The following is a 26,800-nucleotide window of genomic DNA, read 5'->3' as shown; positions in this document are numbered from 1 at the left end:
CGATGCGGTGCGTATCGCAGGAGGCCGCATCGAATATGTGGTGATCGGGCCGCCCGGCCAATCGAATGCCGCGGCCCAGGCGCTCAGCGATCTCGGGGCCGATCTGCGCCGCACGCGGGACTACCCGACCTTGAACCGCCGCGCGCTCTTCTTTGCCTTTCCGCAAGGATTGACCAGCACCCTTGCCCAAGTCCGGCTGGATGCGGCGGCCCCGCAGAGTTTCGTCGACATCCATGCGATTTACCGCTTTGCCCAAGGCTCGCCTCGGCTTTATGCGCCCGAAATGGTCGGCATGGCTGCCCCGCAGCGGTGCCAGTTGTCGGGCTCGGTCACATTGGGGCTGATCGACGGGCCGGTTGACCCGTCGCACCCGGCTTTGGCCCGGGTTCGTGTCACCAATGAGAGCGTCTTGAACCGTGATGACCGGCCACCCGGCGCGGATCATGGCACCGCCGTGGCGATCTTGATGGCCGGTCGGGATGAGGCGGGTGCCCTGGCCGGGTTTGCGGGCGGCGCGCGGCTCCATGCGATCTCCGCCTTCACGCAATCGAGGGGCCGGGAGGCCGGCGATATTGAGCGGATCGCGGCCGCATTGGATCGGCTCCTGAGCCAGGGCGTGCGGTTGATCAATATGTCTTTCGCGGGGCCGGAAAACCGCGCCATGGCGGATGTGCTTGACGCCGCCGCCAGACGAGGTGCGGTGATGATCGCCGCTGCGGGCAATAATGGTCAGGCCTTGGCCGCCTATCCGGCGGCCTATCCGGATGTGATCGCAGTGACCGCCATTGACGCGGGCTATCGCCGCTATCGCCGCGCGAATTTTGGCGAGCATATCGAGTTTGCGGCCCCTGGCGTTGACCTCTTCGTGGCCACCCGTCGCGGCGCGCATTATGCTTCCGGCACGTCCTACGCTGCCCCGATCATCACAGCGCTTGCGGCCCGTTTGGCGCCCGGTGGCTCGGTGCAGACGGTGCGCAACCGGCTCCGCGCCGCCTCCGTCGATTTGGGTAGCCCGGGCCGGGATGCGGAATTCGGCTGGGGGCTGGTCCGCGCGGGCGGCTGCTAGGCTTTCTTTGAACGTTTGTCTGAGGTCGGACAACCTATGAGCATAGACGCGCGGGGTGCTGGGCCCGGCGCAAGCTCTGGAGATCGTCCCATGATCCGCACCGCCATTCTGCTCGCCGCCCTCGCAGGCCCACTGGCCACGTCACCCGCTGCATTTGCCGGCGCGGAAGACGATCTGCGCGCGTGTTATGCGCAAGTGATCCGCGCGCGCGATGGCGCTGCCCGTTCCGGGATCTGTGCTGATGCCGGCATGGAATCTTGCGACGACATGCATTACGCGGGCGTCACGCTCAGCCCCGAGGTCATCGCCCGGATCACCGAAGGCGACTTGGCGCGGCGCTTTTTCACCCCTCTCCCCGAGATTGCCGATGCGACGCCCATGCCGATCCCGGTGATGCCGTCGCCGTTCCCAGAGGAGACCGCTGAAGCCACGCCTGAACCAGAAGACGAGGATGGCATTGATCCGGAACTGGCCGCGATCCTTGGTTTGATCGAAACCCTCGCCGGGCTCTGATCCTCCCCAATCAGACCCGGATGTGCCCCGGCCTGCCGCTCCCCACGGCGGGCCGGTTTTCGTTCATGCGACCGCGAGGCCCTCGTTCGACAACCCATCCAGACGCGGCATGAGCGAGAGAAGATCGCGGGTATAGGGATGCTGCGGATCGGCAAAGAGCGCTTCGGTCTCGGCCACCTCAACCAGTTGCCCACCTTTCATCACGCCGACGCGGTCACACATCTGCCGCACGACGGGCAGGTCGTGGCTGATGAACAACATCGTTAGGTTCAGATGCTCCTGCAAATCCTTCAATATATTCAGGATTTGCGCCTGAATCGAGACATCCAGCGCGCTGGTCGGCTCGTCACAGATCAAGAACCGGGGCTGGGTCGCCAACGCCCGCGCGATGGAAATCCGCTGCCGCTGCCCGCCGGAGAACTCATGTGGGAACTTCAAGCCCGCTTCCGCGCCAAGACCAACCCGATCCAGCAGTTCATCCACCCGGGCCTTCAACGGCTCACCGGACAGAAGCCCATGGTGCCGGGCTGGCTCGGCCACGATCTGATCCACCCGCATGCGGGGGTTGAGGCTGGAATAGGGGTCTTGGAAGATCATCTGGATCTGTTTGCGGTAAAACTCTGGCACGCCGCGCCGCCCTGCGGTCACGTCTTGCCCTTCGAATTGGACCGAGCCGCCATCGACCGCATACAGCCCCGCAATCATCCGCGCGATGGTGGATTTGCCCGAGCCGCTTTCGCCCACCAGGCCAAAGACCTCACCCTGCTTGATCTCAAAGCTGGCGCTGTCCACGGCGGTGAAATACTCCCGCCGCGAGGGCAGAAGCGCGGGCTTTTGCAGGAAGCGTTTGGTCAGACCGGTGACCTCCAACAGCTTGCTGCCCCGTTCTGCGTCGGTCGAGGGCCAGTTGCGCGCCAAGTCTTCGATATGAAACTCGGTGACCCGCCCGCCGTATCCGATCAAGGGGAAGCGATGCAGCTTCACCGTCGGGCGCGGCACGGCGGCGATGAGCGATTTCGTATAGGGATGGTTCGGTTGGCCCATAACCTGCTCGGTCGTGCCGCTTTCCACCACTTCGCCTTGATACATCACCGTCACTTTGTCGGTCGTATCGGCGATCACACCCATATCATGGGTGATCAGGATCACACCCACTTGGCGCTCCGCGGCCAGCTCTTTGATCAAGTCCAGAATTTGCGCCTGGATCGACACGTCGAGCGCCGTTGTGGGTTCGTCCGCGATGATCACATCGGGTTCCGAGCAAAGCGCCAGCGCGATCACCACCCGCTGTCGCATCCCGCCGGAGAATTGGTGCGGGTATTGGTTCACGCGGGTTTCCGGATCAGGAATGCCGACGCGGTTGATCAGCTCGATGGCGCGGGCCTCGGCGGCGGCATCGTCGAACCCCAGATGTTCCTGAATGGTCTCGACCAGCTGCTGTTTCACCGTGAAGAGAGGGTTCAGAGAAGTCAGCGGGTCTTGGAAAATCATCGAGATTTTCTTACCGCGCAGGGCCTGCATCGCCGCCGCATCAAGGCCCGAGATTTCGTCACCTCGGAAGCGGATCGTGCCGCTGGTGATATGGCCGGGCCTGTCCAAAAGTCCCATAACGGCGGCGCCAATGGTCGATTTGCCAGCGCCGCTTTCGCCCACCAGCCCATGGATCTGGCCTGGTTCGACGGTCAGATCAGCCTTATTTACGGCAACGAAGGTCTTGCGACGGGTGGGAAACTCCACCGTCAAATTGGTGATTTCAAGCAGTCCCATCAGCGCAACCTCGGGTTCAGAGCATCGCGGAGCCAGTCACCCAACAGGTTGACCGCCAGCGCCAGCACCAAAAGCGTGCAGGCCGGGAAGAACAAGATCCACCACTCACCGGAGAAGAGGAAGCCTTGGCCGATGCGGATCAGCGTGCCAAGCGAGGGCTGGGTTGGGGGCGCGCCGACGCCCAGGAAACTGAGCGTGGCCTCCGCGATAATGGCCAGGGCCAGTGAGATCGTGGCGATGACCAGAACCGGCGAAAGCACGTTTGGAAGGATATGCCGCGCCATAATCGCAAATGGCGAGCGCCCGATCAGGCGGGCGGCCTGCACATATTCCTTGGATTTCTCGACTAAGGTCGCTCCGCGCACAACCCGCGCGAATTGCACCCAATCCGACAGGCCAATCGCGATGATCAGGACCCAAATGGCCACCTGATCACGGTATTCAATCGGGGTGATGCCTTTGGCGACCCCAAAGATCAGCATCGCCACCAGAATAGCCGGGAAGGTCAGCTGGACATCTGCGACCCGCATGATGATCGTCTCGGTCCAGCCGCCAACATAGCCGGCAAGCAAGCCAAGCGAGATGCCCAGAACCATCGCAAAGGCCACGGCCGCAAACCCCACGAAAAGCGAGATGCGCAGCCCGTAAAGGATGGTTGAGAACACATCGCGGCCTTGGTCGTCGGTTCCAAGCAGGAAGCTTTCGCCGGTGAAGGCATTGGCCTCGCCCGGGGCGGTGAACCCGTTCAACAGGTTCAGCGTGGCCGGATTAAACGGATCATGCGGCGCGATGAGCGGCGCGAACACGGCGCTCAATACCAGAATCAGTGTCAGGCAAAGCGAGACCATCGCCACCGGTGAGTGGCGGAAGGAATAGCCCACATCGCTGTCCCAGGCGATCGCCAGACGGGACTGCGCGCGCGGTTTTTCCGGGGTGATCGGGGTATCGGTCATTGGCTTTTCCCCTCAGTCCGAAGGCGCGGATCAATCGCGACATAAAGCAGATCGACGGCCAGGTTGATGCCGACAAACATCACCGAAATCAGCATCAGATAGGCCGCCATCACCGGAATATCGACGAACTGGATCGCGTTAATGAAGAGGAGGCCGACGCCCGGCCATTGGAACACCGTCTCGGTAATGATGGCGAAAGCGATGATCGAGCCAAGTTGCAGGCCGGTCACGGTGATCACCGGCACCAGAGTGTTTTTCAACGCGTGGCGGAAATTGATCGCCCGTTGTTTCAAGCCGCGCGCCCGGGCAAAGCGGATGTAATCTTGTCGAAGAACTTCGAGCATTTCCGAGCGGACCAGCCGCATGATCAGCGTCATCTGATAGAGCCCAAGCGTGATCGAGGGCAGGATCAGGGCCAAGAGCCCCGATTGTGTGAGGAAGCCGGTGGACCAGCTTCCAAGCTGGACGACCTCCCCACGTCCAAATGAGGGGAGCCAGCCAAGCTCCACCGAGAACAGATAGATCAGCAAGATCCCGATCAGGAAGGTGGGCAGCGACACCCCGATGAGCGATAACGTCATGATCGCATTTGAGGCAAACCCATCTCGTCGGATCGCTGTAAACACGCCCAGGCCAATGCCCAGAACCAAGGCGAACACCCCAGAAACCGCCGCCAATTCAAGCGTCGCAGGAATGCGTTCGGCAATGATTTCAGAGACTTGCCGGCCTTGGCGGTAAGAGATGCCAAAGTTTCCCTGCACCGCGCCTTCGAGGAAGCGGTAATACTGCACGAAAAAGGATTGATCGAGGCCAAGCTGCGCGCGGAGCCGTTCGACATCTTCCATGGTGCGTTCTTGACCGAGCATGTTGTCGATCGGGTCGCCGACGAAGCGGAACATGGCGAAAGCCACCAACCCGACAACAAGCAGCACGAGAACGGATTGGAGGACACGGCGGATGATATAGCTAAGCATCTGGCTCTTCTGATCTGCTGGATGACTGGGGTCAAGAGGCCGGAGGGCCGGTTATTGTGGTTGTGATCCATCCTTTGGCGGATGGGCCGGGCGATGCCCGCTTGTTAGGCTCTGTTCTGTCGGGCATAGGCGGCAAGTTCGCCCCGGCGCTTGAGGCCAAGACGGGTCAGGATGGCATGGACGTGATCTTTGACGGTGGCGGGGCTGATCCCCAAATGGCGGGCGATGTCTTTGTTCGACTGGCCTTGCAACAGGTACTGCGCCACCTCGCGCTGGCGGGGCGTCAACCCCTGGAAGGTGGGGGCCGGCGGGTGGGCGATGATGACCGGCGCGCCGATGATGGCGGTGGTGGTCAAGTCGATCTCCACGTGATGACCAGCTTCGGCCAAGCGCGGGGACGGCACTCCACGCCATGGCGGAACCGTCGCGCGCCGTCAGCCCCTCAAGGGCGCGGCGCAGGTTTTCGGCAGATGAAACATCGAACATGGAGGGAAGTATGGCCCAAATTCCGGTGGAAGTGAGTAATTTCTTTTTGTCCATGCAGGCGGGCAAGCCCGGCGCAGCGGCATTGGAGGCCTGTTTTGCCGAGGATGCCGTCTATGAAGAACCCTTCACTGGGGAAACGCGCCGCCATGAAGGCCGGGCCGCGATTATCAAGGCAATGGCGCTTGGTTGGGAAATGCCGATGCTGGACATACGGATCGAGGTGCTGGGCGCGCAGGTCGTGGACGGCGAGGTGCAGGTGGATTGGGCCTGCCACTCACCCTCAATCCCCGGCGGTCGGGGCAGTGGCAAGAACCGGTTCACGTTGAAAGATGGGGTGATCACGAAATTGATCACCACGTTGGATGGGGCCGGGGACTGACCAGATCGCCGGATGTGGATGCATGGCTTGCGGCCTATCACAACCCGATGAAACCGGTTACCGCGCGCGTCTTTCCGAAAGCAAAGAAACACACGCGTTTGATACTCCACAACGGCGCGGCAACTCCCGGCGGTTTCCCGAGCCAGATGGGAGACGGCAATGAGGCATGGCGCTTCAAAACCGCCTCGATCAATGACCTAGGCGCGAAAGCTTCGGATTTGTCCGCCATCATCCAGCCCTCGCGCGCCCGCCGCGACGCTTAGCGGTCGTGGGGCAGGGTCCAGTCGACCACGGGCCCGGCGGGCACGATCCCAAGCGGGTTGCGGAGCTCCGAGGGCGAGAAATAGCCCTGTTTGTAGATGTCGAGTTTGACGGTCTCGGCCACACCCGGCATCTGGTACATCTCGCGGGCGTAGGCCCACAGGCGCGGGTAATCCATCAAGCGCCGGATGTTGCATTTAAACGCATAGTGATAGGCCACATCGAACCGGGCCAGCGTCGGGAACAGCCTTAGATCCGCCTCGGTAAAGCGGTCTCCACAGAGCCAGCGATGATGACCCAGATGTGCCTCGATCTCGTCCAACGTCGCGAAGAGGCGCAGGACGGCGGCGTCATATGCCTCTTGTGTCCGCGCAAACCCGGCGCGGTAGACGCCATTATTCACCTCCGCATAGATCCGCGCGTTCCAGGCGTCGATCTCCGAGCGCAGCGCCTCAGGCGCAAGGTCGGGGCCGGGAAATGCATCGTTCAGCATCCGCACGATATCGGCGCTTTCGTTCGAGACCGGTTGATCGGTCTCCCGGTCCCACAGAAGCGGCACGGTGATCCGCCCGGTATAGGCCGGGGTGGCCAGGGCATAGGCCTGATGCAGCGCCGTGACGCCCTTGAACGGGTCGGCATAAGGCCCCGCTTCATCATAAACCCAGCCCTCCGGTGTCCGCCGTGGCCGGGCATACGACACGCTGATCACCTCGGATAAACCCTTGAGGGAGATTGCCAAAAGCGCCCGATGCGCCCAAGGGCAGTTCCAGGCGGCATAAAGATGATAGCGTCCGGCTTCAGGCCCAAACCCCGAGGACCCATCGCGGGTGATCCAGTGCCGGATCGTGGCTTTCTGCCGCTCATACGCGCCATTCAGTGTCGTGTCCGGCCCCGGATCCTCCGCATAATAGACCCCCTCGATCATCACACCCATATCGCGCCTCCTTAATCAAACAGGGCGCATCTCGCGATACGCCCTGTCTTGCTTTGTCTCAAAACGCGCCGGGCGGAGCCGTCCGACAGGCGCGTCCAAAACTCAGATCAGTTTACGGTCACCCAACGCAGGATGAAGAAGTTATCCGGGCGCTGTGTCAGTTCGATATTGTCGCCAGCGCCCCAAACGAGCGGCTGCACATACATCGGCACATAGACCATATCGTCCTGAATAATCGCGGCGGCCTCATCCAGCATCGCCTGACGTGCGCTGTCATCGATCTCGGATTGGATCATCGGCAGCATTTCGTCGATCCGCGGGTTGGAATAGCCGCCGAAGTTCCAAGTGCCAAGGCGCTCGCCATTGGTGTGAACCAGGAAGCGGATCGGATGCTCGGCATCAAAGGTGCCGGGCGACCAGCCCAGAAGATACATGTCGAAATTATCGGCGCGGAGCTCCGGCCAGTAATTCGAGACCGGCATGGAATCCAACTGCGCCTCCAGCCCTATCTGTGCCAGCATCCCAACCACGGCCTGACAGACGGCTTCGTCGTTCAGGTAACGGTCATTGGGGCAGGAGAGGCCGAAGGAGAACCCATCGGGATAGCCTGCATCGGCCAGCAACCCCCGCGCCGCATCCAGATCGACCTCGGGCCGGGCATCGCGGGCTTCGGAATAGCCGCGCATCGCCGGGCTGACCAACTGGCTCGCCGGTTCTGCATTGCCGCGCATGATGGTTTGCAGGATCGCGTCGACATTCACTGCGTGGGCCACGGCCTGACGCACGCGGACATCCGAGAACGGGTTCGGCGCGCCAGCATCGCCGCCGGCATAAAGCACCTCATGATCATGGGCGAAGCCCAGCATGATCACGCGCGCTTCGATGCCTTGGATCACTTGAACGCCGTCAGAGCCTGACAGGCGTTCGGCATCCTGGATCGGCACCGGATTGATCATATCCACATCGCCCGACAGGAGCGCGGCCACAGCAGTGGCGGAGTTCTGGATCGGGGTCAGTTCGGCGCGGGTGACATTGTGTTCCACCTCGCCCCACCAACCGTCATAGGGCACCAGAACCGTGGTCAGGCCTGGCTGGCGCTCTTGAAGCATGAAGGCGGCCGTGCCGTTGGCGTTCAGCGTTGCGTGGTTTTCCTCGTCGCGGACGGGAGTTCCGCGCCATTGGCGGCGGCCCAGCCACTGTCCATCATCATCCAGTTCGCGATAGAATCCGGGAAGATCGGCTGCGGCGAAGAGGTCATGATGTCGACGGTGAAATCATCCACCACGATCACGTCAGAGACCGGCGAGAACCAGCTTGCCACATCGGATTGCTCAGAAGACGCACGCTGATAAGAGAACAGCACATCTTCGGCATCAAATGCGCTGCCATCGTGGAAGGTCACACCCTGGCGCAGGTTGAAGCGCCAGCCTTCGCCCTCGCCAATCGGTTCCCAAGAGGTGGCCAGCGCCGGCTCGATCGACATGTCGCGACCGCGGCGGACTAGACCTTCGTAAACATTGTTCAAGAAACCCAGAACCGGCGCGGAGCTGACCGCATGCGGGTCCATGGTCTGCGGGTCGGTTGTGGTGGCCCAGCGGAAGGTCTCCGCCCCGGCCGTCGTGCCAAGGCAGAGCGCCATGGCGGTGAGAGTGAGTGCGCGTTTCATGCAAGCAATTCCCTGTAAGTGGTTGGCCCGCCGTCCATCGGGGCCTGTGGCAGCCTGACGCAGAAGCTGGGCCAGTGTAAAGGCAAAGAGATCACAACGCCGTGATAAGCGCATTGCGAGGCCCCGCCCAAACGCAACAGGGCGCCGCATGTGCGACGCCCTGTCGATCAACATTTCAAGCGCGGTTTAGTTCGTGGAGAAATACTTGAACTTCACCTGATCATCCGCATCCACCAAGGTGGACCAGTCATCGCTGACCCCCCAGTTCAGGATCTGGTTGTGGATCGGCAGATAGATCAGCTCTTCTTCAGCCATCTGCCAGAGGCTGGCGATCATGCCGTCGCGCTCGTCCAGATCAACCTCAGAGGACAGACCGACAATCATCTCATCCATCACCTCGTTGGAGAACCCGGTGCCGTTCCAGCTGCCGCGGCCCTCATCACGCGTGTGATAGAGGAAGTTGAAGATGTATTCGCTGTCATAGGTCGGAACGCCCCAACCCAGCAGGTAGAAATCCGTCTCGCCATTCGCGATCAGCGGGAAATGCTGCGCGCGGGGCAGGGCGGAGAGGTTCACCGTAATGCCGATCTGAGCGAACATGCCCACGGCCGCCTGACAGATCGCTTCGTCATTGACATAGCGGTCATTCGGGCAGTCGAGCTGGATCGTGAACCCATCGCCATATCCGGCCTCTTCCATCAACGCATTGGCTGCGTCGATATTGTACTCGGGATAGGCATCCAACGCCTCGGTCCAGCCATGAACCGGCGGCGGCAGAACCACACCGGCGGGTGCCGACTGGCCGCGCATCACGACCTGCATGATCGCCTCGCGGTTGATCGCAATGTCCATCGCTTGACGCACCTGCTGGTTGGCGAGCGGGTTTGCGCCCTCCACGTTATCCCGGCTCAGATCTTCTGCGCCGACATTCAGACCGAAGAAAATCACCCGGTTCTGCGGCGCGGTGGCAAGGCCCAACCCGTCGGCGCTGGCCACACGGTCGAGGTCCTGCACGGGCACGTCTTGGATGAAATCCACCTCGCCCGACAGAAGAGCCGCCACACGGGTCGCGGGGTTCTGGATCGGAGTGAAGATGATTTCGGAGGCCGCCAGCGGGAATTCCCCGATGCCCCAATAATCCTCAAACGCGGTCAGCACGGTTTGCGCATCCGCCTGACGGCTTTGCAGCACATAAGGCCCGGTGCCATTGGAGTTGCGCGCGCTGAACGTGTCTTCGCCCCCGGCATAATCCTGCACCTCGACCGCGCCGTTTTCCGTCGACCAACCTTCATCCATCATGAAGATATTGGTCAGGTTGTTCGGCAGAAGCGGGTTGGGGCCGTCGGTTTCGATTTCAACCGTGTAGGGGCCGGTGGCTCGCACATCGACAACACCGCTCAACAGCTCTCGGAAGTTCGAGTTGTCCGACATCGCGCGGTTCAGCGAGAAGACCGCATCGGCGCTGTCGAAGGTCTGGCCCTCATGGAAGGTGACCCCTTCGCGCAGCGTGAACACCCATACATTCGGGTTGTCGCCCGAGGGTTGCCAATCGGTGGCGAGGGCCGCCTCCATCGCGCCTTCCATGTTGCGCAGGATCAGCGGCTCGTAAATCTGGTGGTTCAATGTCGTGGTTGGGCCCTCATTTTGCGCATGGGGGTCTTGCGTCAGCGCCTCGGCGGCGCGCGCCCAACGCAGTGTCTCGGCGTCGACCGGGGCGGCGGTCATGGCGGTGGTGGCCAGCAAGGCGGCCGCCATCGCGGTAAAGCGAAGTGTCATGGTATTGCTCCCTGAAGTGTTATGCGCCTGAGTATGCCCGGGAATTTTCCGTTGGCAAGGCGTGCCGCTCGATCTTGTCGTCCGAAGGCTCGTGGATTGCCTTAGGATTAACCTATTGAGCTTGCGGAGAAGGCGGCGCGCAAATCTATTGCCCCAAGCCTCCGCGCTGTGGTTCTCTTTGCGCATTGTGTATCTTTCCCTCAGCCAATGGAGATCTCCATGCGCCCGGTCGAAACCGATGATCTGACAATCGAATTTGACGCCAAGACCTGTATCCATGCCCGTCGCTGTGTGTTGGGCCTACCGAATGTGTTCAAGCCGGGCACCAAAGGGGGATGGATTTTGGCCGATCAGGCCGACACCGAAGCGCTGGTCCGGGTGATCGAAGCCTGCCCCTCCGGCGCGCTGAGCTACACGCGGAAGGACGGAGCGGATGAGCCGCTGCCCGAGGTGAACACCGCGCGGCTTTGGGAAAACGGTCCGGTGGAACTGCATGGTGAGATCGTTATCGGTGATGAGGTGCGGAGCCGCGCCACGCTCTGCCGCTGTGGGAAATCGGCCAATAAACCCTATTGCGACAACTCGCATATTCAGGCCGGGTTCGAGGCGACGTCGGAACCGGCCTCCAATGATGCGGCGGAACCGTTAGAGGCGCGGGATGGACCGCTGAATGTGCGGGTCGCGCCGAATGGGCCAGTGATTATCTCGGGCAATCTCGAAGTGGTGGCGGGCTCGGGCCGGCAAGTGGACACCACAACCAAGTTCTATCTGTGCCGCTGTGGTGCATCCGGAAACAAGCCTTATTGCGATGGCAGTCACAAAGAGGCTGGATTCACGACCGACTAGCTGATGATTGGTCGTGATTTGGGGTCATCGCCTCTGTGGCGCGGGTGACTTGACCTCGGGACAGCGCCGCGCCAAAGACATGGCACATACAGACATTCCCTCAAGCGAGACCGCATGAGAATCACTCTGACGACCCTGGTGATCGGGGCGATCGGCGCCGCGTTGGCTTGGGCGCTCGGCATCCCAGCACCGTTTTTGACCGGCCCCGCGGCTTTGGTCTCGTTTGCCTCGTTGATGGGGGTGAAAACGGACATTCCGATCCTGCTCCGTGACACGTGTTTTGTGCTTTTAGGGATCGGGATGGGTGCAGGTGTGACGCCCGAAGTGGTGGAGGCCGCACGGCAATGGCCGCTGCCGCTGGTGGTTTTGTCGGTGCTACTTCTGGTGATCTTCTTCGGCGGGGCTTGGAGCGTGCAACGCCTCTTCGCCTATGATCAAAATACTGCCCGTTTGGCCGCCACGCCCGGGCATCTCAGCTTCATCCTGTCGCTCTCGACCGAGGTGAAAGCAGATATTCCCATCGTAGCGGTGATCCAGTCTTTGCGCGTGCTGATCCTGACCCTTCTGGTCCCCGCTGTCGTGGCGTTGATCACCGAAGCGGATCTGTCGATGAGCCAATCTCCTATGGCCGCGATGCCACTGCTCGCGCTGGCGGGTGTCCTGGTTTTGGCAACCGGCATCGGGTTGATACTGAAACGCTGGAATGTCCCGGCGGCGCTGCTTTTGGCGGGGATGGTCATTTCAACCTTGGCGCATGGCGCGGGCGTGGTCGAAGGCGGGATGCCGATTTGGATCGCGGTCCCGACCTTTGCTGTCATGGGCACGCTTATCGGTACTCGGTTTTCCGGCGTCACCCTAAGCCTTGTGGCCGCGCAGCGGCAGCGTCGGGTGTTCTGACCGCGCTCGCCCTGGTCACCACGCTGATCGCGGCCCTATTGGTCAATCAGATGACCGCGCTGCCGCTTACCGATTTGATGATCGCCTTTGCGCCGGGCGGGTTGGAGACGATGGCGGCGCTCTCGATCATGCTGGGCGCCGACCCGGCCTTTACCGCGCTGCATCATGTCTATCGGTTGCTGTTTCTGACTTTCTTGGTTCCGGCTTTCATCCAGATGGACCGCAAAGAAACCTAAGCCGCCAAATCGATCCAGACCGGCACATGGTCCGAGGGTTTCTCCCGGCCGCGCACCTCATGGTCGATCCGCACATCGCGCATCAGATCGGCGGCTTGCGGGCTGAGCAGCAAATGATCGATCCGAATGCCGTCATTCTTGTTCCAAGCCCCGGCCTGATAATCCCAAAACGAGTAATGCCCAGGCCCGAACACCCGCGCCCGGAACGCTTCGGTATAGCCCAGGTTCAAAATCCGCCGAAATGCCGCGCGGCTCTCAGGACGGGCCAGCGCATCTTCTTGCCAGACCTCGGGGCGGGCCGCGTCCTCATCCTGCGGGATTACGTTGTAATCGCCAGCCAAAACCACCGGCATCTCCGTGGCCAAAAGCGCCCGTGCATGGGCTTCCATTCGGGCCATCCAGGCCAGTTTGTAGTCGTATTTCGGCCCCGGCGCCGGGTTGCCATTGGGCAGATAGAGTCCGCAGACCCGTACTGCGGCATCCTCTCCCATCACGGTCGCCTCGATCCAGCGTGCTTGCTCGTCGCTTTCATCGCCAGGTAAGCCGCGGACAACATCTTCCAGCGGGTATTTCGACAGGATCGCAACGCCGTTGAAGCTCTTCTGGCCATGGGTTTCCACATTGTATCCGCGCTCTTCGAAAATCTCGCGCGGGAACCCTTCATCAACGGTCTTGATCTCCTGCAGGAGCGCCACATCGGGTTTCGCCTCATCCAGCCAATCGGGCAGGGCCAGGGCCCGCGCCTTGATCCCATTGATGTTGAATGTGGCGATTTTCATTGGCGCATCTCCCTCGGCTCCCACCGTTCTGCCTCGACGGATCAGGAATGCCAAGCGCTGACGGGATTTCCCCGAAGTTCGAGTTCGCAGAACCGGCTTAAGCTCGAGCGCGCGATCTGGTTTCGTCCCAATGAGGCCCTCGCTCTGCCAAAGCCACACGCGGCCAAGCCCGACAGCGTGCAACCGGCGCTGGCCTCCGATGGCAGTGTGCAGAGCATAAGCTCCCCGCATCGGTCCCATCTGATGTGGCCCTACCCGATGCGAGCGAAGCGCCCATACGCAACGCCACTAGGCGCTGTTGCTAGCCGGTCACGCTTTCGCTCTCATCCGAGACTGCCAACCAGGTGCGCGCGGCGTCTTCATCATCAGGCGCAAAGCTCTTGATCACCAGGTTGGGCAGCAGCGCGCTTTCGACACCCGCGACCGCTTTGACCCAGGTCTGATCGGTCAGAACCGCCACCTTGTCGACCTTCTCGATCATTGCCATTAGCTGCACCCAATGGCGCAACTCGACGCCGATGGCGCCCAAGCTTGGCCAAGCCACGCCTTCGGCACGCATCAGGACGCTGCCATGATGCATGCCCTCCATCTCGCGCACCAACATATCAAGCGCCACTTCCATCCCAACGGCATCCAGACTGCCATGCGCCTCGATCACCAAAAGGTTTGGGGTTTCCAAATTGCTGCTGAAACTGGGTGTGCTCATCCGCCGTCTCCTTATTATGGGCTAACGCTGGTGGGTTCCGCTAAACCGCACCATGATCTGCGTCAATCGGGCCGAGGAAGCGGGCCAGCCCCCGTCGTGTGCCGCGACTCCCCCGGGATATTTGAGAAGCAGAGAAGGACCCTTCAGGTTTGATTAACCATGCGCCGCTAGTCTCGACTTGCGGTACAGGCGGGGACGCCGATGGCCGTAAGCGGAGAAGCCCCCAAGCGCCTCCGGGACAGTGGGGGTGGACCCGGTCCGGTCTTCTCTGCTTTTCAAATATCCCCGCCGGAGGCATCCGAGCGTCGCCAAATAGTCGGGCGCGTTCTTTAGGTCACTACATCGAAAACGACGTGCCGCAGCCGCAGGACGACGAGGCATTTGGGTTCTCGATGGTGAACCGTGCGCCGATCAATTCCTCGCTGAAATCGATGACCGCGTCGGCCAGGAACGGCAACGACACGCTATCGACGACCACTTTTTGGCCTTCGCCTTCCAGCACCAAATCATCCTCGGCGGGCTCGTCGAGCTTGATTTCATATTGAAATCCAGAACAGCCGCCACCCTCGACCGCCACGCGCAGCGCTTTGGGCGCATCCGCATCCTCGTTGATTTCGGCAAGACGCTCGAAGGCGCGCGGCGTTACTTTTGGCGGAACAGTCAGCGTCAGGGTCATTTTTCAGCTCCGGGCGGTGTCGCATCGGGTTTGAACCGAATATATGGAGCGGCAACGGGGGCGACAAGGAGACATCGATGCTGGCGGTATATGCATGCGACCCTGCGGAGAGCCGCGGGCGGCTGGTTGCGGAGGAGGAAAGCACGTTTCGCTCCTGTTTTCAGCGCGACCGCGATCGGATCATCCACGCGTCGGCCTTTCGGCGGCTGAAACATAAGACGCAAGTTTTTGTGGAACATGAGGGCGATTACTATCGCACGCGGCTGACCCATTCGATTGAAGTGGCGCAGGTGGCGCGAACGATCTCGGGCGTTTTGGGGCTGAATGCGGAACTGACCGAGGCCTTGGCCCTGGCCCATGACCTCGGCCACACGCCCTTTGGGCACACCGGTGAAGATGCCTTGGCCGATCTGATGGCACCTTATGGCGGGTTCGATCACAATGCGCAGGCGATCCGCATCGTAACCTCGCTTGAGCGGCACTATGCGGAGTTTGATGGGCTGAACCTGACCTGGGAAACCTTGGAGGGTTTGGCCAAGCACAACGGCCCTGTCACAGGCAATCTGCCCTATGCTCTGGCGGCCTATAACGCGCGCCATGATCTGGAACTCCACACCCATGCCAGCGCCGAGGCGCAAGTGGCCGCGATTGCCGATGATGTCGCCTACAACCATCACGATCTGCATGATGGGCTCCGTGCCGAGCTGTTTTCGACTGATGAGCTGGCAGACCTCCCGATTTTGCAGGATTGCTTTGCCGAGGTCGATCAGCGCTATCCGGGGCTGAACTACTACAAGCGGCGGCATGAGGCGCTCCGGCGGTTCTTCGGCGTTTTGGTCGAGGATGTGATTGCGGTCGCGCGGGGCAATCTGGCCGAAATCGCGCCGCAGAGCGTGGCCGATATCCGCAGGGCAGGGCGCGGCGTGATCCGGTTTTCCGATGCGCTTTGGGCGGATCTCAACCTGATCCGGGCGTTTCTGTTCAAACGCATGTACCGCGCGCCGGGGGTGATCGAGATGCGCGCAGAGGTGACGCAGGTGGTCAACGAGCTCTTTCCGTATTTCATGGCCCATCCGGAGGCCTTGCCGAAGCAGTGGCGCAAGGATGTCGAAGAGGCGGAGGGAGAGACGGCGCTGGCCCGGATCGTGGCCGATTATATCGCCGGTATGACAGATCGCTTCGCGCTTCAGAGGCATGCAGACCTTGTCACCGGCACGCCAACGACCGTGACAAAACACGGATAACCCTGCGGTAAGGGTCTATTCCACGTCGATAAAAAACGTCGCCCAAACCTGAAGCGATACGAAAATCTCGGACAGGTCCGGATCGTCCACCACAGGAAAGATCACGATGATCGGCCCCAGATCACCAATGCCCAGAGGCACCCCGTCCAGATGGGTGGCCAAGATCGGCTCATAGGTCTCGGTCATCTCCCACGGGATTTCGACCTGATACCCGTCAAGCGCCGTTGGAAAGGCCGACCGACCAGTTGCGCCCGCCATCTCCATCACCGCCGAAAGCCTGGGGCCAGCAAATGTTGCGGGTGTTTCGTTATCTGGCATCATCGTGGCGATTTCGATCTGGGGCAAGGCGGCCAGCATTGCCGCATCAAGCGCGACCCCGGTCTCGAAGCTCAAACCCATCCGACCCAGAACCGTGATATCCTCTTCGGTCGAGGGGCCACGGTTCCCCTCTGTGATCGCGCCAGCAAGGGTGAGGATCGTGGCACCGGTCGGTGGAGGAACCTCCGCCAGCGCGGGTCCAGAGAGGGCCATGCAGAGGAGAAGCGGAGTCAAGATACGCATCATAAGGACGCTCCCATCGGTGTTGAGATGGGCCGAGACTGCCAGACTGCTGGCCGCCTCGCCACATATCTTTCATATGCAACGATCAGGGAACCGCAATTGACCTCGGCCCTGCCCGTGATACACCCCCGCGCAATTGTTTCCCGAAAGATGCTCCGATGACCCTATTTGCCGATATCCGCGCGCTTGTTCTGCAAAGTCTCGATGCCCTGGTGGCTGATGGCCATCTGCCCGCCGGATTGGACATGCGAAACGTCACCGTGGAGCCGCCGCGCGATGCTGCCCATGGGGATATGGCGACCAATGCCGCGATGGTGTTGGCGAAACCCGCCCGGCAGAAACCGCGCGATATTGCCGACGCTTTGGCGGTGAAACTGGGCGCAGACCCCCGGATTGAGACCGCTGAGGTGGCAGGCCCGGGCTTTATCAACTTGCGGCTCTCTACCGAGACTTGGCGTGGAGTGATCCGCGATGTGGTGCAAACCGGCACCGGTTTTGGCCGTTCAACGATGGGGGCGGGCCGCAAGGTGAATGTCGAATATGTCTCGGCCAACCCGACCGGGCCCTTGCATGTGGGCCACACACGCGGCGCGGTGTTTGGCGATGCGCTGGCCAGTCTTCTGGATTTCACCGGCCATGACGTCACGCGCGAATACTACATCAACGATGGCGGTGGGCAGGTCGATGTGCTCGCCCGCTCGGTCTATCTGCGTTACCTGGAGGCGCATGGCCAGGAAGTTGCGTTTGAAGACGGCACCTATCCGGGCGATTACCTGATTGAGGTTGGCCAAGCGCTGAAAGACAAGGTTGGCGATGCGTTTGTCGATAAGGGCGAAGAGTGTTGGCTGGCCGACATACGGGAGTTCGCGACTGAAACGATGATGGAGATGATCCGCTCCGACTTGGCGCAATTGGGCGTCGAGATGGACGTGTTTTACTCCGAGAAATCGCTTTATGGCACGGGCCGGATCGAAGCCGCGATCGACGATCTGCGCGGCAAGGGCCTGATCTATGAAGGCGTGCTTGAGCCCCCGAAAGGCAAGAAGCCCGAAGATTGGGAGCCGCGCGAGCAGACCCTGTTCAAATCCACCGAACATGGCGATGATGTCGACCGTCCGGTGAAGAAATCCGACGGCTCTTGGACCTATTTCGCGCCGGACATCGCTTATCATTTTGATAAGGTTTCCAGGGGGTTCGATGAGCTCATCGATGTGTTCGGCGCCGATCATGGCGGCTATGTCAAACGGATGAAGGCGGCCGTTTCGGCGCTGTCGGATGGCCAAGTGCCGCTTGACGTCAAGCTGACGCAGTTGGTCAAGCTGCGGCGTGGTGATGAAGAGCTGAAAATGTCGAAACGCGCGGGGACTTTCGTAACCCTGCGCGATGTGGTCGATCTGGTTGGGCCGGATGTGACCCGCTTTGTCATGCTCACCCGGAAAAACGATGCACCGCTTGATTTCGACGTCGAGAAAGTGACGGAGCAATCGAAAGAAAACCCGGTCTGGTATGTGCAATATGCCCATGCCCGGATCGCATCGGTGTTGCGCAAAGCGGCAGAGGCCGGGATTGCAACGGATGACGCGGTTCTTGCTGCGGCGGACCTCTCGGCGATCTCTGATCCAGCGGAACTCGCGCTGGCGGGCAAGCTCGCGGAATGGCCGCGTCTGGTTGAGATCGCGGCCAGCACGCATGAGCCGCATCGGGTGGCGTTTTACCTCTTCGATCTGGCCTCCGAGTTCCATGGCCTTTGGAACAAAGGCAATGCCGACCCGTCTTTGCGCTTCCTGCAAGAGGATGACGAAACAGCAACATTGGCAAAACTTGCGCTGATTCGTGCCGTAGCCGTTGTTATTTCATCAGGTCTTGGTATTTTAGGGGTGACCCCGCTTAACGAAATGCGCTGAGGCGAGACCTCGATAAACAAAGCGCGCTGGTGGGGCCGAGCAGGCAAGACCCCCGGCGCGCGCCAGTGCCGGGCAAAAGAGGGCAGGCATGGCAGATATCGAGTATTTCGAGGAAGAGGCCTATACGTCTCAACCGCAGGTGGAGCCGTCGCGCTTTGGCACCTTGGTCAATTGGGCCGGGGCGTTGGTTTCATTTGGGCTGATCGCAGGCATGGCGGTTTGGGCTTGGCAGTTGACGGTGCGCGATGTGGCCGGTGTCCCGGTGATCCGCGCGTTGGAAGGTGCGATGCGGGTGGCCCCGGAAAACCCCGGCGGCAGTCAGGCGGATCATCAAGGTTTGGCGGTTAACCGCATTGCCGAGGGGCAAGAGGCCGAACCTGCGGCGGATCGGATCGTTTTGGCGCCGCCGCCGGTGGAACTGACCGAAGTGGATATCAGCTCCGCCAGCCTGCCAGAGGTGACGACAGAGGTTGTGCCCGAGCCGCAGGCCTCAGCCCCGACCCCAGAAGCAGCCAGCGAGGCGACTTTGGCCTTGATTGACCGGCTGATCCAGGACGAAGCTGCGGCCCCTGCCACCGAAAATGCAGAGGCAGGAGTTGTGGCGGAAAACGCGGATCCCGCACCGACCCGCGAAACCATCGCGGTGATCCCGATCTCGGTGCCCGGCGTGCGAAATTCGCCGCGCCCGACGGGCCGTCCGGCCAATGTGCAGGTTGCCAGCCTTGCGGCGCCGACCGCGCCGACGCCCGTAGCCAGCGCGGAGATTGATCCAAATACGCTCACATCAGGAACACGGCTGGTGCAGCTTGGCGCCTTTGATGACGAAGAAACCGCCCGGTCCGAATGGGAACGGTTGACCGGCAGCTTCCCCGATTTCTTTGATGGGCGCTCGCGGATTGTCCAACCGGCGGTGTCTGGCGGGCGGGAGTTCTACCGGCTCCGCGCCCATGGCTTCACGGATCTAAGCGATGCGCGGCGCTTCTGCACAACGCTTTTGGCGCAGGGCGCGGCTTGTATCCCGGTCACGGTGCGCTAAGGCATATGGCCGGGGCCTCAGCCACCATTCTTGGTTGTTTGGGCCTGGTCCTATCCGAAGACGAAGCCGCGTTTTTTGCGGATGCGCAACCGTGGGGCTTCATCCTTTTCGCTCGCAATATCGAGACCCCGGCCCAACTGCGCCGCCTGACGGATGATTTGCGCGCCGCAGTTGGGCGGGACGCGCCGATCCTGATCGATCAGGAGGGCGGTCGCGTGCAGCGGATGGGACCACCTCATTGGCGGCAATGGCATCCGGCGCTAGACCAAGTACGGCAGGCGGGACCGGAGGGCGCGGCGCGGTCCATGCGGCTCCGCGCCCGGCTGATCGCGGATGAGCTGCGGGCCGTTGGGATTGACGTGAACTGCGCGCCGCTCGCCGATGTGGCGCGAGAGACAACGCACCCGGTTCTTTTAAACCGGCTTTACGGAGAGAACGTGCCGGATGTGGTTGAAACTGCCCGAACCGTTGCCGAGGGCCTTTTGGCGGGGGGTGTCTTGCCGGTCCTCAAACATCTGCCCGGCTATGGGTTGGGCGAGGTGGACAGTCACAAAAGCTTGCCGCGTGTGACAGCGCTGTTGGACGAACTCCGCGCCGTGGATTTCGCGGCGTTCAAACCGCTCTCTGACCTGCCGATGGGGATGACGGCGCATATCGTTTATGAGGCGATTGAAAATGGCATGCCGGCAACCATGTCGCCACACCTGATCACGCTGATCCGCGAGGAGATCGGCTTTGACGGGCTCTTGATGACCGATGATCTTTCCATGGGGGCGTTGCCGGGGCGCTTGGCCAAGCGGGCCGCAGGCGCGCGCGCGCAGGCTGCGATATCATTCTGCATTGCAATGGCAAACGCGCCGAAATGGAAGAGGTCGTCGCGGCCAGCGGTGATTTAGACGGCCCCGCGAAGACCCGCGCCGAAGCGGCGCTTGCGTGGCGCCGCGCCCCTGATCCGCTTGACATTGAGGCCGTGGAAGCCGACCTTGCGACGCTTCTGGACGGGCAGGTTTATGGCTGAGATACCGACACCGGCAAATGACAATGACGCGGAATGGGACGCGGTCGCCGAGCGCCGCGCCGCCGAGGCGTTGATCGTCGATGTCGACGGGTTTGAAGGGCCGCTCGATCTGCTCTTGATGCTGTCGCGCACCCAGAAGGTCGATTTGCGCAAGGTCTCGGTCCTGCAATTGGCCGAGCAATACCTGGTTTTCGTTGAAAAGGCCCGCACGCTGCGGATCGAGCTGGCCGCCGATTACCTAGTGATGGCCGCCTGGTTGGCTTTCCTGAAATCCCGTCTGCTCTTGCCACCGGACCCGACCGAAGAAGGGCCGTCTGGTGAGGAAATGGCAGCGCATCTGGCGTTCCAACTCGAACGTTTGGCGGCGATGCGGGAATGTGCGGCAAAACTGATGGCGGGCAACCGCCTGGGGCGCGATCGGTTTGTGCGTGGCCTGCCGGAAGACATCACAACAGCGCGCAAAGTCACCTATACCGCCAGTCTGATCGACCTGATGCAGGGCTATGCGCGGATCCGGACGCGCGACGAGTTCCGCCCCTTTACGATGGACCGCGACAGTGTGTTTACCATGGAAGAAGCGCTGGACCGGATGCGCGGATTGATTGGGTTTGCGGGCGATTGGACCTATATATCTTCCTATATCCCGGAAGGGTGGGAACTTGATCCAAAGCGCCGCCGCTCCGCCACCGCCTCCACCTTCGCCGCCGCGTTGGAACTGGCCAAGGCGGGCAAGGTGACGATCCGGCAGGCAGAGACTTTCGCGCCGATCCAGTTGAAACGAAAAGACGATCCCGCATGAGCGACTCAGACCAAGACACCGAAGAGAGCCTGTTTCAGGCCCCGCCTTTGGCCGAACAAGAACGCATGGTCGAGGCGATGCTCTTTGCCAGTACGGAGCCGATGAGCACGCGCGAGATGGAGGCGCGGATGCCGCATGGCTGCGATGCGGCCGAAGCGCTGGTGCTGCTCCGCCGCCGCTATGAGGGCCGGGGCGTGACCGTTGTCAAAGTCGGCGATGCCTGGGCGATCCGCACGGCTGCCGATCTTGGGTTTCTGATGAGCCGGGAGACGGTCGAGACTCGCAAACTCAGCCGCGCGGCGATCGAGACGCTTGCGATTATCGCCTATCATCAACCGGTCACCCGCGCCGAGATCGAAGAAATCCGCGGCGTCTCCGTCAGCCGAGGCACGGTGGATCAGTTGATCGAGATGGAGTGGGTCCGGTTCGGGCGGCGGAAAATGACGCCGGGGCGCCCTGTAACCTATGTCGTGACGCAAGGGTTCCTTGATCATTTCGGGCTGGAAAGCGCCCGCGACCTGCCGGGCCTGAAAGAACTCCGTTCGGCGGGGCTTCTCGACAGCCGCCTGCCGCCTTCAATGATGCCTGGTCCGGGTGGCGAAGATGATCTCTCCGAACTCGATGATGGCCCAGAAGATGATGGCCAGGACGAGCTATTTGGCGAATGACGGCCTTTGCGCCTGATTTTTGCCGATATTTGCCCTATATTAAGCGGCAGCACCGAAATGGAGGCGCAAAACATGGATCGTATCATCACCATGGTGATCAATCGCATCATTCGACGCGTGGTCAATCGCGGCGTGGATGCGGGCATTGATCGCGTATCGCGCCGGGGTCAGGGCCAAGACCGCGAAAACGCGATGACGCCAGAGCAGCGTGAGAAAGTGCAGAATAGTCAGCAAAACACCCGCCAAGCCATGCGCATGATGCGCCGGGCCTCGCGGTTCACGCGGTTCTAGGCCACCGGGTTCACTGGTGCCGGATCTGTTGATCGGCCAGCTTCAAAGCCATCTTTCTAAGATGAAAGGGCGCCACTGCCGGCGCCCTTTTGTGTTTTGGTTCACCTGCAATCAGCAGCTGTAATAGTTCAGGTATTCCACCGGGTGCGGGTGTGTTCGAACGCGTACACCTCTTCCCATTTCAACTCCATATAGCCTTCGATCTGGTCTTTGGTGAACACGTCACCGGCCAGAAGGAAGTCATGATCCGCTTCCAAAGCCTCAAGCGCTTCGCGCAGCGAGGCACAGACGGTTGGGATACCGGCCAGCTCTTCCGGCGGCAGATCGTAGAGGTCTTTGTCCGACGGATCGCCGGGATGGATTTTGTTCTGGATACCGTCGAGGCCCGCCATCAGCAGAGCTGCGAAGCAGAGATAGGGGTTCGCCGAGGGGTCGGGGAACCGCGCTTCGACGCGCTTGGCTTTCGGGCTTTCCGTCCATGGAATACGGACACAACCGGAGCGGTTGCGGGCCGAATAGGCGCGCAGAACCGGCGCTTCAAAACCCGGGATCAGGCGCTTGTAGCTGTTGGTCGACGGATTGGTGAACGCGTTCAGCGTTTTGGCATGTTTCAGCACACCACCGATGAAATAGAGCGCCTCATCGGACAGATCGGCATATTTGTCGCCCGCGAACAAAGGCTTGCCGTCTTTCCAGATCGACATGTTCACATGCATCCCGGTGCCGTTATCGCCCGCGATTGGCTTCGGCATGAAGGTCGCCGATTTGCCATAGGCATGGGCCACGTTGTGGATGATGTATTTGTATTTCTGCAGCTCATCGGCCTGTTTGGTCAGGCTGTCGAAGATCAGGCCAAGCTCATGCTGGCACGAGGCCACCTCGTGGTGGTGCTTGTCGACCTTCATGCCGATGCGCTTCATGGTCGAGAGCATTTCCGAGCGCAGATCATGGCTGGCATCGGTCGGGTTGACCGGGAAATAGCCGCCTTTGACGCCGGGGCGGTGGCCCATATTGCCCATCTCGTACTCGCTGTCGGTGTTCCAGGACGCATCCTGTGCGTCGACCTCGTAAGAGACTTTGTTCATCGCGACCGAGAAGCGGACGTCGTCGAACAGGAAGAACTCCGCCTCGGGGCCGAAATAGGCCGCGTCGCCGATGCCGGAGGATTTCAGATAGGCCTCGGCTTTCTCGGCGGTGCCGCGCGGGTCACGCTCATAGGCTTCGCCCGTGTCGGGCTCAACGATGGAGCAATGCAGGCAGAGCGTCTTTTCCGCATAGAACGGATCGATATAGGCGCTTTCGGTGTCGGGCATCAGTTTCATGTCCGAGGCTTCGATGCCTTTCCAGCCGGCAATCGACGAGCCGTCAAACATGAAGCCTTCCTCAAGGAAATCCTCATCAACCTGATCGGACATGACCGTGACATGTTGCAGCTTGCCGCGCGGATCGGTGAAGCGGATATCGACATAGTCGACATCCTCATCCTTGATCATGGACAGAACGTTCTCTTTGCTCATCGTGACCTTCCTTAACGTTTGGGTCTGTTGCTGGGGCGGCAGCGCCCCAAAATTCTCAAAGGGTTACAGCGCGTCTTCGCCGGCCTCGCCGGTCCGGATGCGGATCGCCTGTTCGATGGGGGAGACGAAGATTTTGCCGTCGCCGATTTTGTCGGTCTTCGCGGCATCAATGATCGCTTCGATGGCGGCATCGACCTGATCATCGGCCAGCACCACCTCGATTTTCACTTTGGGCAGGAAATCCACCACATATTCGGCGCCGCGATACAACTCGGTATGGCCTTTCTGGCGTCCGAAGCCTTTGACCTCGGTCACGCTCAGGCCCTGGATGCCGATCTCTTGCAGGGCTTCTTTCACCTCGTCCAATTTGAACGGTTTGATGATGGCCTCGATCTTCTTCATGACACCCGCGCCTCCTCGCCTTGCATGCCCGCCCGTGACACCACTTTCACATGGCTGGAGCAATCGGGTAGCATGACGCAGGGGCCATGCCGGAAGGGGAATCCGTGCGCGGCGATGAGAGATTGTGCGTTGCGCCTATCTTTTAGGCAGAAGTGAATCGTGAGGGATGTCCAGTGACTAAATTGCTAACGGCGGCGCAGATGCGTGCCATCGAAACCGCCGCGATCGAAAGCGGGCAGGTGACAGGGCTGGAACTGATGGAACGCGCCGGTCGCGGCGTGGTCGAGGCGATTTTCGAGGAATGGCCGGAGCTTCAAGCGGCGCCGCACCGGGCGGTGGTGCTCTGCGGGCCGGGCAACAATGGCGGCGACGGGTTTGTCGTGGCTCGGCTGCTGAAAGAGTGGGGCTGGGAGGTGGAGGTGTTTCTCTACGGTGATCCTGACAAGCTGCCGCCGGATGCGAAGGTGAACTATGAGCGGTGGGTGGAGATGGGCGAGGTGAGCGTCTATGCCGTGAACCCGCCGTCATCGGAGACTGACAACCTGGTGATCCCGCAACATGTCGACCTGCTTGTCGACGGGCTCTTTGGGACGGGCCTGATACGTCCTTTCCAGGGGCCGTTCACGATCTTCGCCGAAGCGCGAGATTTCTCGCGCGACGACTCCGGGCGCGTTGTCGCATTGGATATTCCCAGTGGAGTGTGCTCGGATAGCGGCCGCGTTTTGGGCACGGCGATCCCGGCAGATCTGACAGTGACATTCCACAGTGAGAAGATCGGGCATCGCGCAAGCGATGGCGCGGATATCAGCGGCAAAACGATTGTGAAGAGCATTGGGCTCGAGGGGGCATCCGGGCGGGCGGTCGGGGGTAACTTGGTCGTGCCGCCGGGCAATGTGGTTCGGCTGGCGGATGGCGGTGATGTCGCGATGGCCGCAAAGGAGTCTCATCAGCACAAATACACCCATGGCCACGCGGTAATCCTCTCTGGTCCGATGGGCCGCACCGGCGCGGCCCGTTTGGCTGCGCGGGGCGCTCTCCGAGTCGGTGCCGGGCTGGTGACGGTGGCCGCGCCGGGGTCGGCGATGATGGAATGCGCGGCACAACTGACCGCGATCATGCTTCGGAAATGTGATGGCGCTGACGGGTTGGCGGCGGTGTTGGAGGATGAACGGATCAACGCGCTCTGTCTCGGCCCCGGGATGGGGGTTGGCGCGGCGACGCGGGAGGTGGTTGCGGTTGCGTTGCAGTCGGAGCGGTCGGTTGTGTTGGATGCCGATGCGTTAATGTCCTTCGAGGCGGAGCCGGAGGCGCTTTTTGCCTTGCTTCACAAGGCGGTGGTGTTGACGCCTCACGCGGGCGAGTTTGCCAGGTTGTTCCCAGATATTGCAGAGAAGCTAAACGCCATATCCGAAACGGGCCCGGCTTATTCTAGAGTCGATGCGACCCGAGAGGCGGCGGCGCGGGCCGGCTGCGTCGTGTTGTTCAAAGGGCCGGACACGGTGATCGCGGGTCCGAGCGGGCGCTGTGCGATCAACTCGGCAGCCTATGAACAGGCCGCGCCTTGGCTGGCGACGGCGGGCGCGGGGGATGTTTTAGCCGGGTTTATCTCTGGGCTGATGGCGCGCGGGCTTGACGCGATGCAGGCCGCGGAGGCGGGGGCGTGGCTCCATGTGGAATGTGCCCGCGCCTTCGGCCCTGGTCTCATCGCAGAAGACTTGCCCGAAATGCTGCCAAAGGTGTTTCGGGCCTTGGAGGGGGCGGGCGCCCCTCGTCAGGCCCCCTAAAGAGAGCCATCCTCGGCCCGTGCTGCCGCGGGATGGGCGCGCGCGAGTCGCGCTCTTTCAGATGTTTTGATGACGACGCAGCGTGTTTGTGGATGATTTCTTCGAGTTACTGCGCACCGAAACCTGGCGCGTAATGCGGATTGGCGCTCTGTAACTCCAACCCGCCCGCATAAAGGATATGCAGCCGCTGGAAATGCAGCGAGATCACGTCGGTTGGGGTGTCGATGGCCCAACCGATAAACTCACCATCAATCAGCCGCGCCGCCGCGACCTTGGCTTGCGGGGCACCATAGAGCAGCTTGGCGCGCCAATCACGGATCAGGATGCGTTGATGCGGCAAGAGCGTGATGTCCGCATCGGGTTTGCCGCCCAAAGCATCGCGACCGACCCGAACCATGCGCAACCCCTGCGGCACTTTTCGGCGTATAATGGCGCGAAGACGCTGCGCGCCCGCATCTCGCGTGATCACCCGATCTCCGGGTGTGAGATGTTCGACCGGCAGGGCACCATCAAGCGTTAAAACGGTTGTGCCCAGAGGCAAAGCTGCCTCTAGCCGGGTCTCAATAGGGGGTGACGTGCCAGTGCGAGACTGGTCATAGGGGTCGGTCATCTGAGTCCTGCTCTCGGATCACGGGCAATTCTGCCTCGATTTTGATTAACG

The 26,800-nt window shown here is 61.3% G+C and carries 24 protein-coding genes and 4 pseudogenes; 14 read left to right on the top strand and 14 right to left on the bottom strand.

Features of this window, described 5'->3' with window-relative positions:
* Positions 1-7: 7 nt before the first annotated feature.
* Positions 8-1,066 carry a S8 family serine peptidase gene (locus QTA57_RS16155; RefSeq protein WP_290152460.1) on the top strand — a complete coding sequence of 353 codons (1,059 nt, stop codon included), beginning with the start codon at positions 8-10 and terminating at the stop codon, positions 1,064-1,066.
* A gap of 90 nt (positions 1,067-1,156) precedes the next feature.
* On the top strand, positions 1,157-1,579 hold the full coding sequence (locus tag QTA57_RS16150) for a hypothetical protein (protein ID WP_290152457.1): 423 nt from the start codon (positions 1,157-1,159) through the stop codon (positions 1,577-1,579).
* 63 nt (positions 1,580-1,642) lie between these two features.
* Here QTA57_RS16150 and QTA57_RS16145 read toward each other — a convergent pair whose 3' ends face one another.
* The 4 genes from QTA57_RS16145 to QTA57_RS16130 form a co-directional block, all read right to left on the bottom strand.
* The gene (locus tag QTA57_RS16145; protein WP_290152456.1) at positions 1,643-3,346 is read right to left on the bottom strand and encodes an ABC transporter ATP-binding protein; all 1,704 of its coding nucleotides are present in this window, start codon (positions 3,344-3,346) and stop codon (positions 1,643-1,645) included.
* Positions 3,346-4,299: an ABC transporter permease gene (locus QTA57_RS16140; protein ID WP_171558502.1), complete on the bottom strand. Its 954-nt coding sequence runs from the start codon at positions 4,297-4,299 to the stop codon at positions 3,346-3,348. The genes QTA57_RS16145 and QTA57_RS16140 overlap by 1 nt, the downstream gene beginning before the upstream one ends.
* Entirely contained in the window at positions 4,296-5,273 is a 978-nt protein-coding gene (locus QTA57_RS16135) for an ABC transporter permease (RefSeq protein ID WP_290152453.1), read from the bottom strand. Before QTA57_RS16135 ends, QTA57_RS16140 begins: the two co-directional genes overlap by 4 nt.
* 104 nt (positions 5,274-5,377) lie before the next feature.
* Positions 5,378-5,629 (bottom strand): response regulator transcription factor, encoded by a 252-nt coding sequence (locus tag QTA57_RS16130; RefSeq protein ID WP_290152452.1) that lies wholly within the window; start codon positions 5,627-5,629, stop codon positions 5,378-5,380.
* Between the two features lie 140 nt (positions 5,630-5,769).
* Here QTA57_RS16130 and QTA57_RS16125 point away from each other — a divergent pair, with 140 nt between their 5' ends.
* Positions 5,770-6,138, top strand: coding sequence for a nuclear transport factor 2 family protein (locus QTA57_RS16125; protein WP_290152450.1), 369 nt, complete (start codon positions 5,770-5,772; stop codon positions 6,136-6,138).
* A 14-nt stretch (positions 6,139-6,152) separates the two neighbouring features.
* The gene (locus tag QTA57_RS16120) at positions 6,153-6,401 is read left to right on the top strand and encodes a hypothetical protein (protein ID WP_290152448.1); all 249 of its coding nucleotides are present in this window, start codon (positions 6,153-6,155) and stop codon (positions 6,399-6,401) included.
* On the opposite strand, the gene QTA57_RS16115 is transcribed toward QTA57_RS16120, so the two are convergent.
* From QTA57_RS16115 to QTA57_RS16105, 3 genes and pseudogenes are all read right to left on the bottom strand, one after another.
* Positions 6,398-7,333 carry a glutathione S-transferase family protein gene (locus tag QTA57_RS16115; protein ID WP_290152446.1) on the bottom strand — a complete coding sequence of 312 codons (936 nt, stop codon included), beginning with the start codon at positions 7,331-7,333 and terminating at the stop codon, positions 6,398-6,400. The two genes, QTA57_RS16120 and QTA57_RS16115, sit on opposite strands and share 4 nt — an antisense overlap.
* A gap of 107 nt (positions 7,334-7,440) precedes the next feature.
* A pseudogene (locus QTA57_RS16110) lies at positions 7,441-8,999 on the bottom strand (ABC transporter substrate-binding protein).
* A gap of 186 nt (positions 9,000-9,185) precedes the next feature.
* Complete coding sequence (locus tag QTA57_RS16105) at positions 9,186-10,775, bottom strand: ABC transporter substrate-binding protein (RefSeq protein WP_290152444.1); 1,590 nt, start codon at positions 10,773-10,775, stop codon at positions 9,186-9,188.
* 219 nt (positions 10,776-10,994) lie between these two features.
* Here QTA57_RS16105 and QTA57_RS16100 point away from each other — a divergent pair, with 219 nt between their 5' ends.
* Both QTA57_RS16100 and QTA57_RS16095 read left to right on the top strand, forming a co-directional pair.
* Positions 10,995-11,621 (top strand): CDGSH iron-sulfur domain-containing protein, encoded by a 627-nt coding sequence (locus QTA57_RS16100; RefSeq protein ID WP_290152442.1) that lies wholly within the window; start codon positions 10,995-10,997, stop codon positions 11,619-11,621.
* A gap of 114 nt (positions 11,622-11,735) precedes the next feature.
* Positions 11,736-12,754, top strand: a pseudogene (locus QTA57_RS16095) (AbrB family transcriptional regulator).
* Here the strand turns inward: QTA57_RS16095 and xth are convergent.
* From xth to QTA57_RS16075, 3 genes are all read right to left on the bottom strand, one after another.
* Positions 12,751-13,533 carry an exodeoxyribonuclease III gene (gene xth, locus QTA57_RS16085; protein WP_171558516.1) on the bottom strand — a complete coding sequence of 261 codons (783 nt, stop codon included), beginning with the start codon at positions 13,531-13,533 and terminating at the stop codon, positions 12,751-12,753. The pseudogene QTA57_RS16095 and the gene xth sit on opposite strands and share 4 nt — an antisense overlap.
* Before the next feature lie 301 nt (positions 13,534-13,834).
* Positions 13,835-14,239 carry a SpoIIAA family protein gene (locus tag QTA57_RS16080; RefSeq protein ID WP_290152438.1) on the bottom strand — a complete coding sequence of 135 codons (405 nt, stop codon included), beginning with the start codon at positions 14,237-14,239 and terminating at the stop codon, positions 13,835-13,837.
* Between the two features lie 337 nt (positions 14,240-14,576).
* Positions 14,577-14,915 (bottom strand): HesB/IscA family protein, encoded by a 339-nt coding sequence (locus tag QTA57_RS16075; RefSeq protein ID WP_171558520.1) that lies wholly within the window; start codon positions 14,913-14,915, stop codon positions 14,577-14,579.
* Positions 14,916-14,992: 77 nt separating this feature from the next.
* Here QTA57_RS16075 and QTA57_RS16070 point away from each other — a divergent pair, with 77 nt between their 5' ends.
* Positions 14,993-16,159, top strand: a complete 1,167-nt coding sequence (locus QTA57_RS16070) for a deoxyguanosinetriphosphate triphosphohydrolase (protein WP_290152437.1) — start codon at positions 14,993-14,995, stop codon at positions 16,157-16,159.
* 15 nt (positions 16,160-16,174) lie between these two features.
* Here QTA57_RS16070 and QTA57_RS16065 read toward each other — a convergent pair whose 3' ends face one another.
* Entirely contained in the window at positions 16,175-16,723 is a 549-nt protein-coding gene (locus QTA57_RS16065; RefSeq protein WP_290152435.1) for a hypothetical protein, read from the bottom strand.
* Positions 16,724-16,878: 155 nt separating this feature from the next.
* Between QTA57_RS16065 and argS the strand changes: the two genes are divergently transcribed.
* The 6 genes and pseudogenes from argS to QTA57_RS16035 all read left to right on the top strand — a co-directional run bounded on the left by argS (position 16,879) and on the right by QTA57_RS16035 (position 22,436).
* On the top strand, positions 16,879-18,624 hold the full coding sequence (argS, locus tag QTA57_RS16060; protein ID WP_290152433.1) for an arginine--tRNA ligase: 1,746 nt from the start codon (positions 16,879-16,881) through the stop codon (positions 18,622-18,624).
* 88 nt (positions 18,625-18,712) lie between these two features.
* Positions 18,713-19,660, top strand: coding sequence for an SPOR domain-containing protein (locus QTA57_RS16055; protein WP_290152432.1), 948 nt, complete (start codon positions 18,713-18,715; stop codon positions 19,658-19,660).
* A gap of 5 nt (positions 19,661-19,665) precedes the next feature.
* Positions 19,666-20,678: pseudogene (locus QTA57_RS16050) on the top strand (glycoside hydrolase family 3 N-terminal domain-containing protein).
* A complete protein-coding gene (locus QTA57_RS16045) occupies positions 20,671-21,477 on the top strand; it encodes a segregation and condensation protein A (protein WP_290152429.1) in 807 nt (268 codons plus the stop codon). Before QTA57_RS16050 ends, QTA57_RS16045 begins: the two are co-directional and overlap by 8 nt.
* Complete coding sequence (gene scpB, locus QTA57_RS16040; RefSeq protein WP_290152426.1) at positions 21,474-22,145, top strand: SMC-Scp complex subunit ScpB; 672 nt, start codon at positions 21,474-21,476, stop codon at positions 22,143-22,145. Before QTA57_RS16045 ends, scpB begins: the two co-directional genes overlap by 4 nt.
* Before the next feature lie 72 nt (positions 22,146-22,217).
* Entirely contained in the window at positions 22,218-22,436 is a 219-nt protein-coding gene (locus QTA57_RS16035; protein WP_145209922.1) for a hypothetical protein, read from the top strand.
* A gap of 111 nt (positions 22,437-22,547) precedes the next feature.
* On the opposite strand, the pseudogene glnA reads toward QTA57_RS16035, so the two are convergent.
* Positions 22,548-23,953 (bottom strand): annotated as a pseudogene (glnA, locus tag QTA57_RS16030) (type I glutamate--ammonia ligase).
* 63 nt (positions 23,954-24,016) lie between these two features.
* On the bottom strand, positions 24,017-24,355 hold the full coding sequence (locus tag QTA57_RS16025) for a P-II family nitrogen regulator (protein ID WP_145209915.1): 339 nt from the start codon (positions 24,353-24,355) through the stop codon (positions 24,017-24,019).
* 173 nt (positions 24,356-24,528) lie between these two features.
* Between QTA57_RS16025 and QTA57_RS16020 the strand changes: the two genes are divergently transcribed.
* A complete protein-coding gene (locus tag QTA57_RS16020) occupies positions 24,529-26,139 on the top strand; it encodes an NAD(P)H-hydrate dehydratase (protein ID WP_290152424.1) in 1,611 nt (536 codons plus the stop codon).
* A 106-nt stretch (positions 26,140-26,245) separates the two neighbouring features.
* On the opposite strand, the gene QTA57_RS16015 is transcribed toward QTA57_RS16020, so the two are convergent.
* Positions 26,246-26,749: a Hint domain-containing protein gene (locus QTA57_RS16015; protein ID WP_290152421.1), complete on the bottom strand. Its 504-nt coding sequence runs from the start codon at positions 26,747-26,749 to the stop codon at positions 26,246-26,248.
* Positions 26,750-26,800 lie beyond the last annotated feature (51 nt).

The organism is Fontisubflavum oceani (genome assembly GCF_030407165.1).
GTDB lineage: Bacteria > Pseudomonadota > Alphaproteobacteria > Rhodobacterales > Rhodobacteraceae > Rhodophyticola > Rhodophyticola oceani.
Note: the sequence above shows the minus strand (reverse complement) of the source record. Positions and strands in the feature narration are given on the sequence as shown.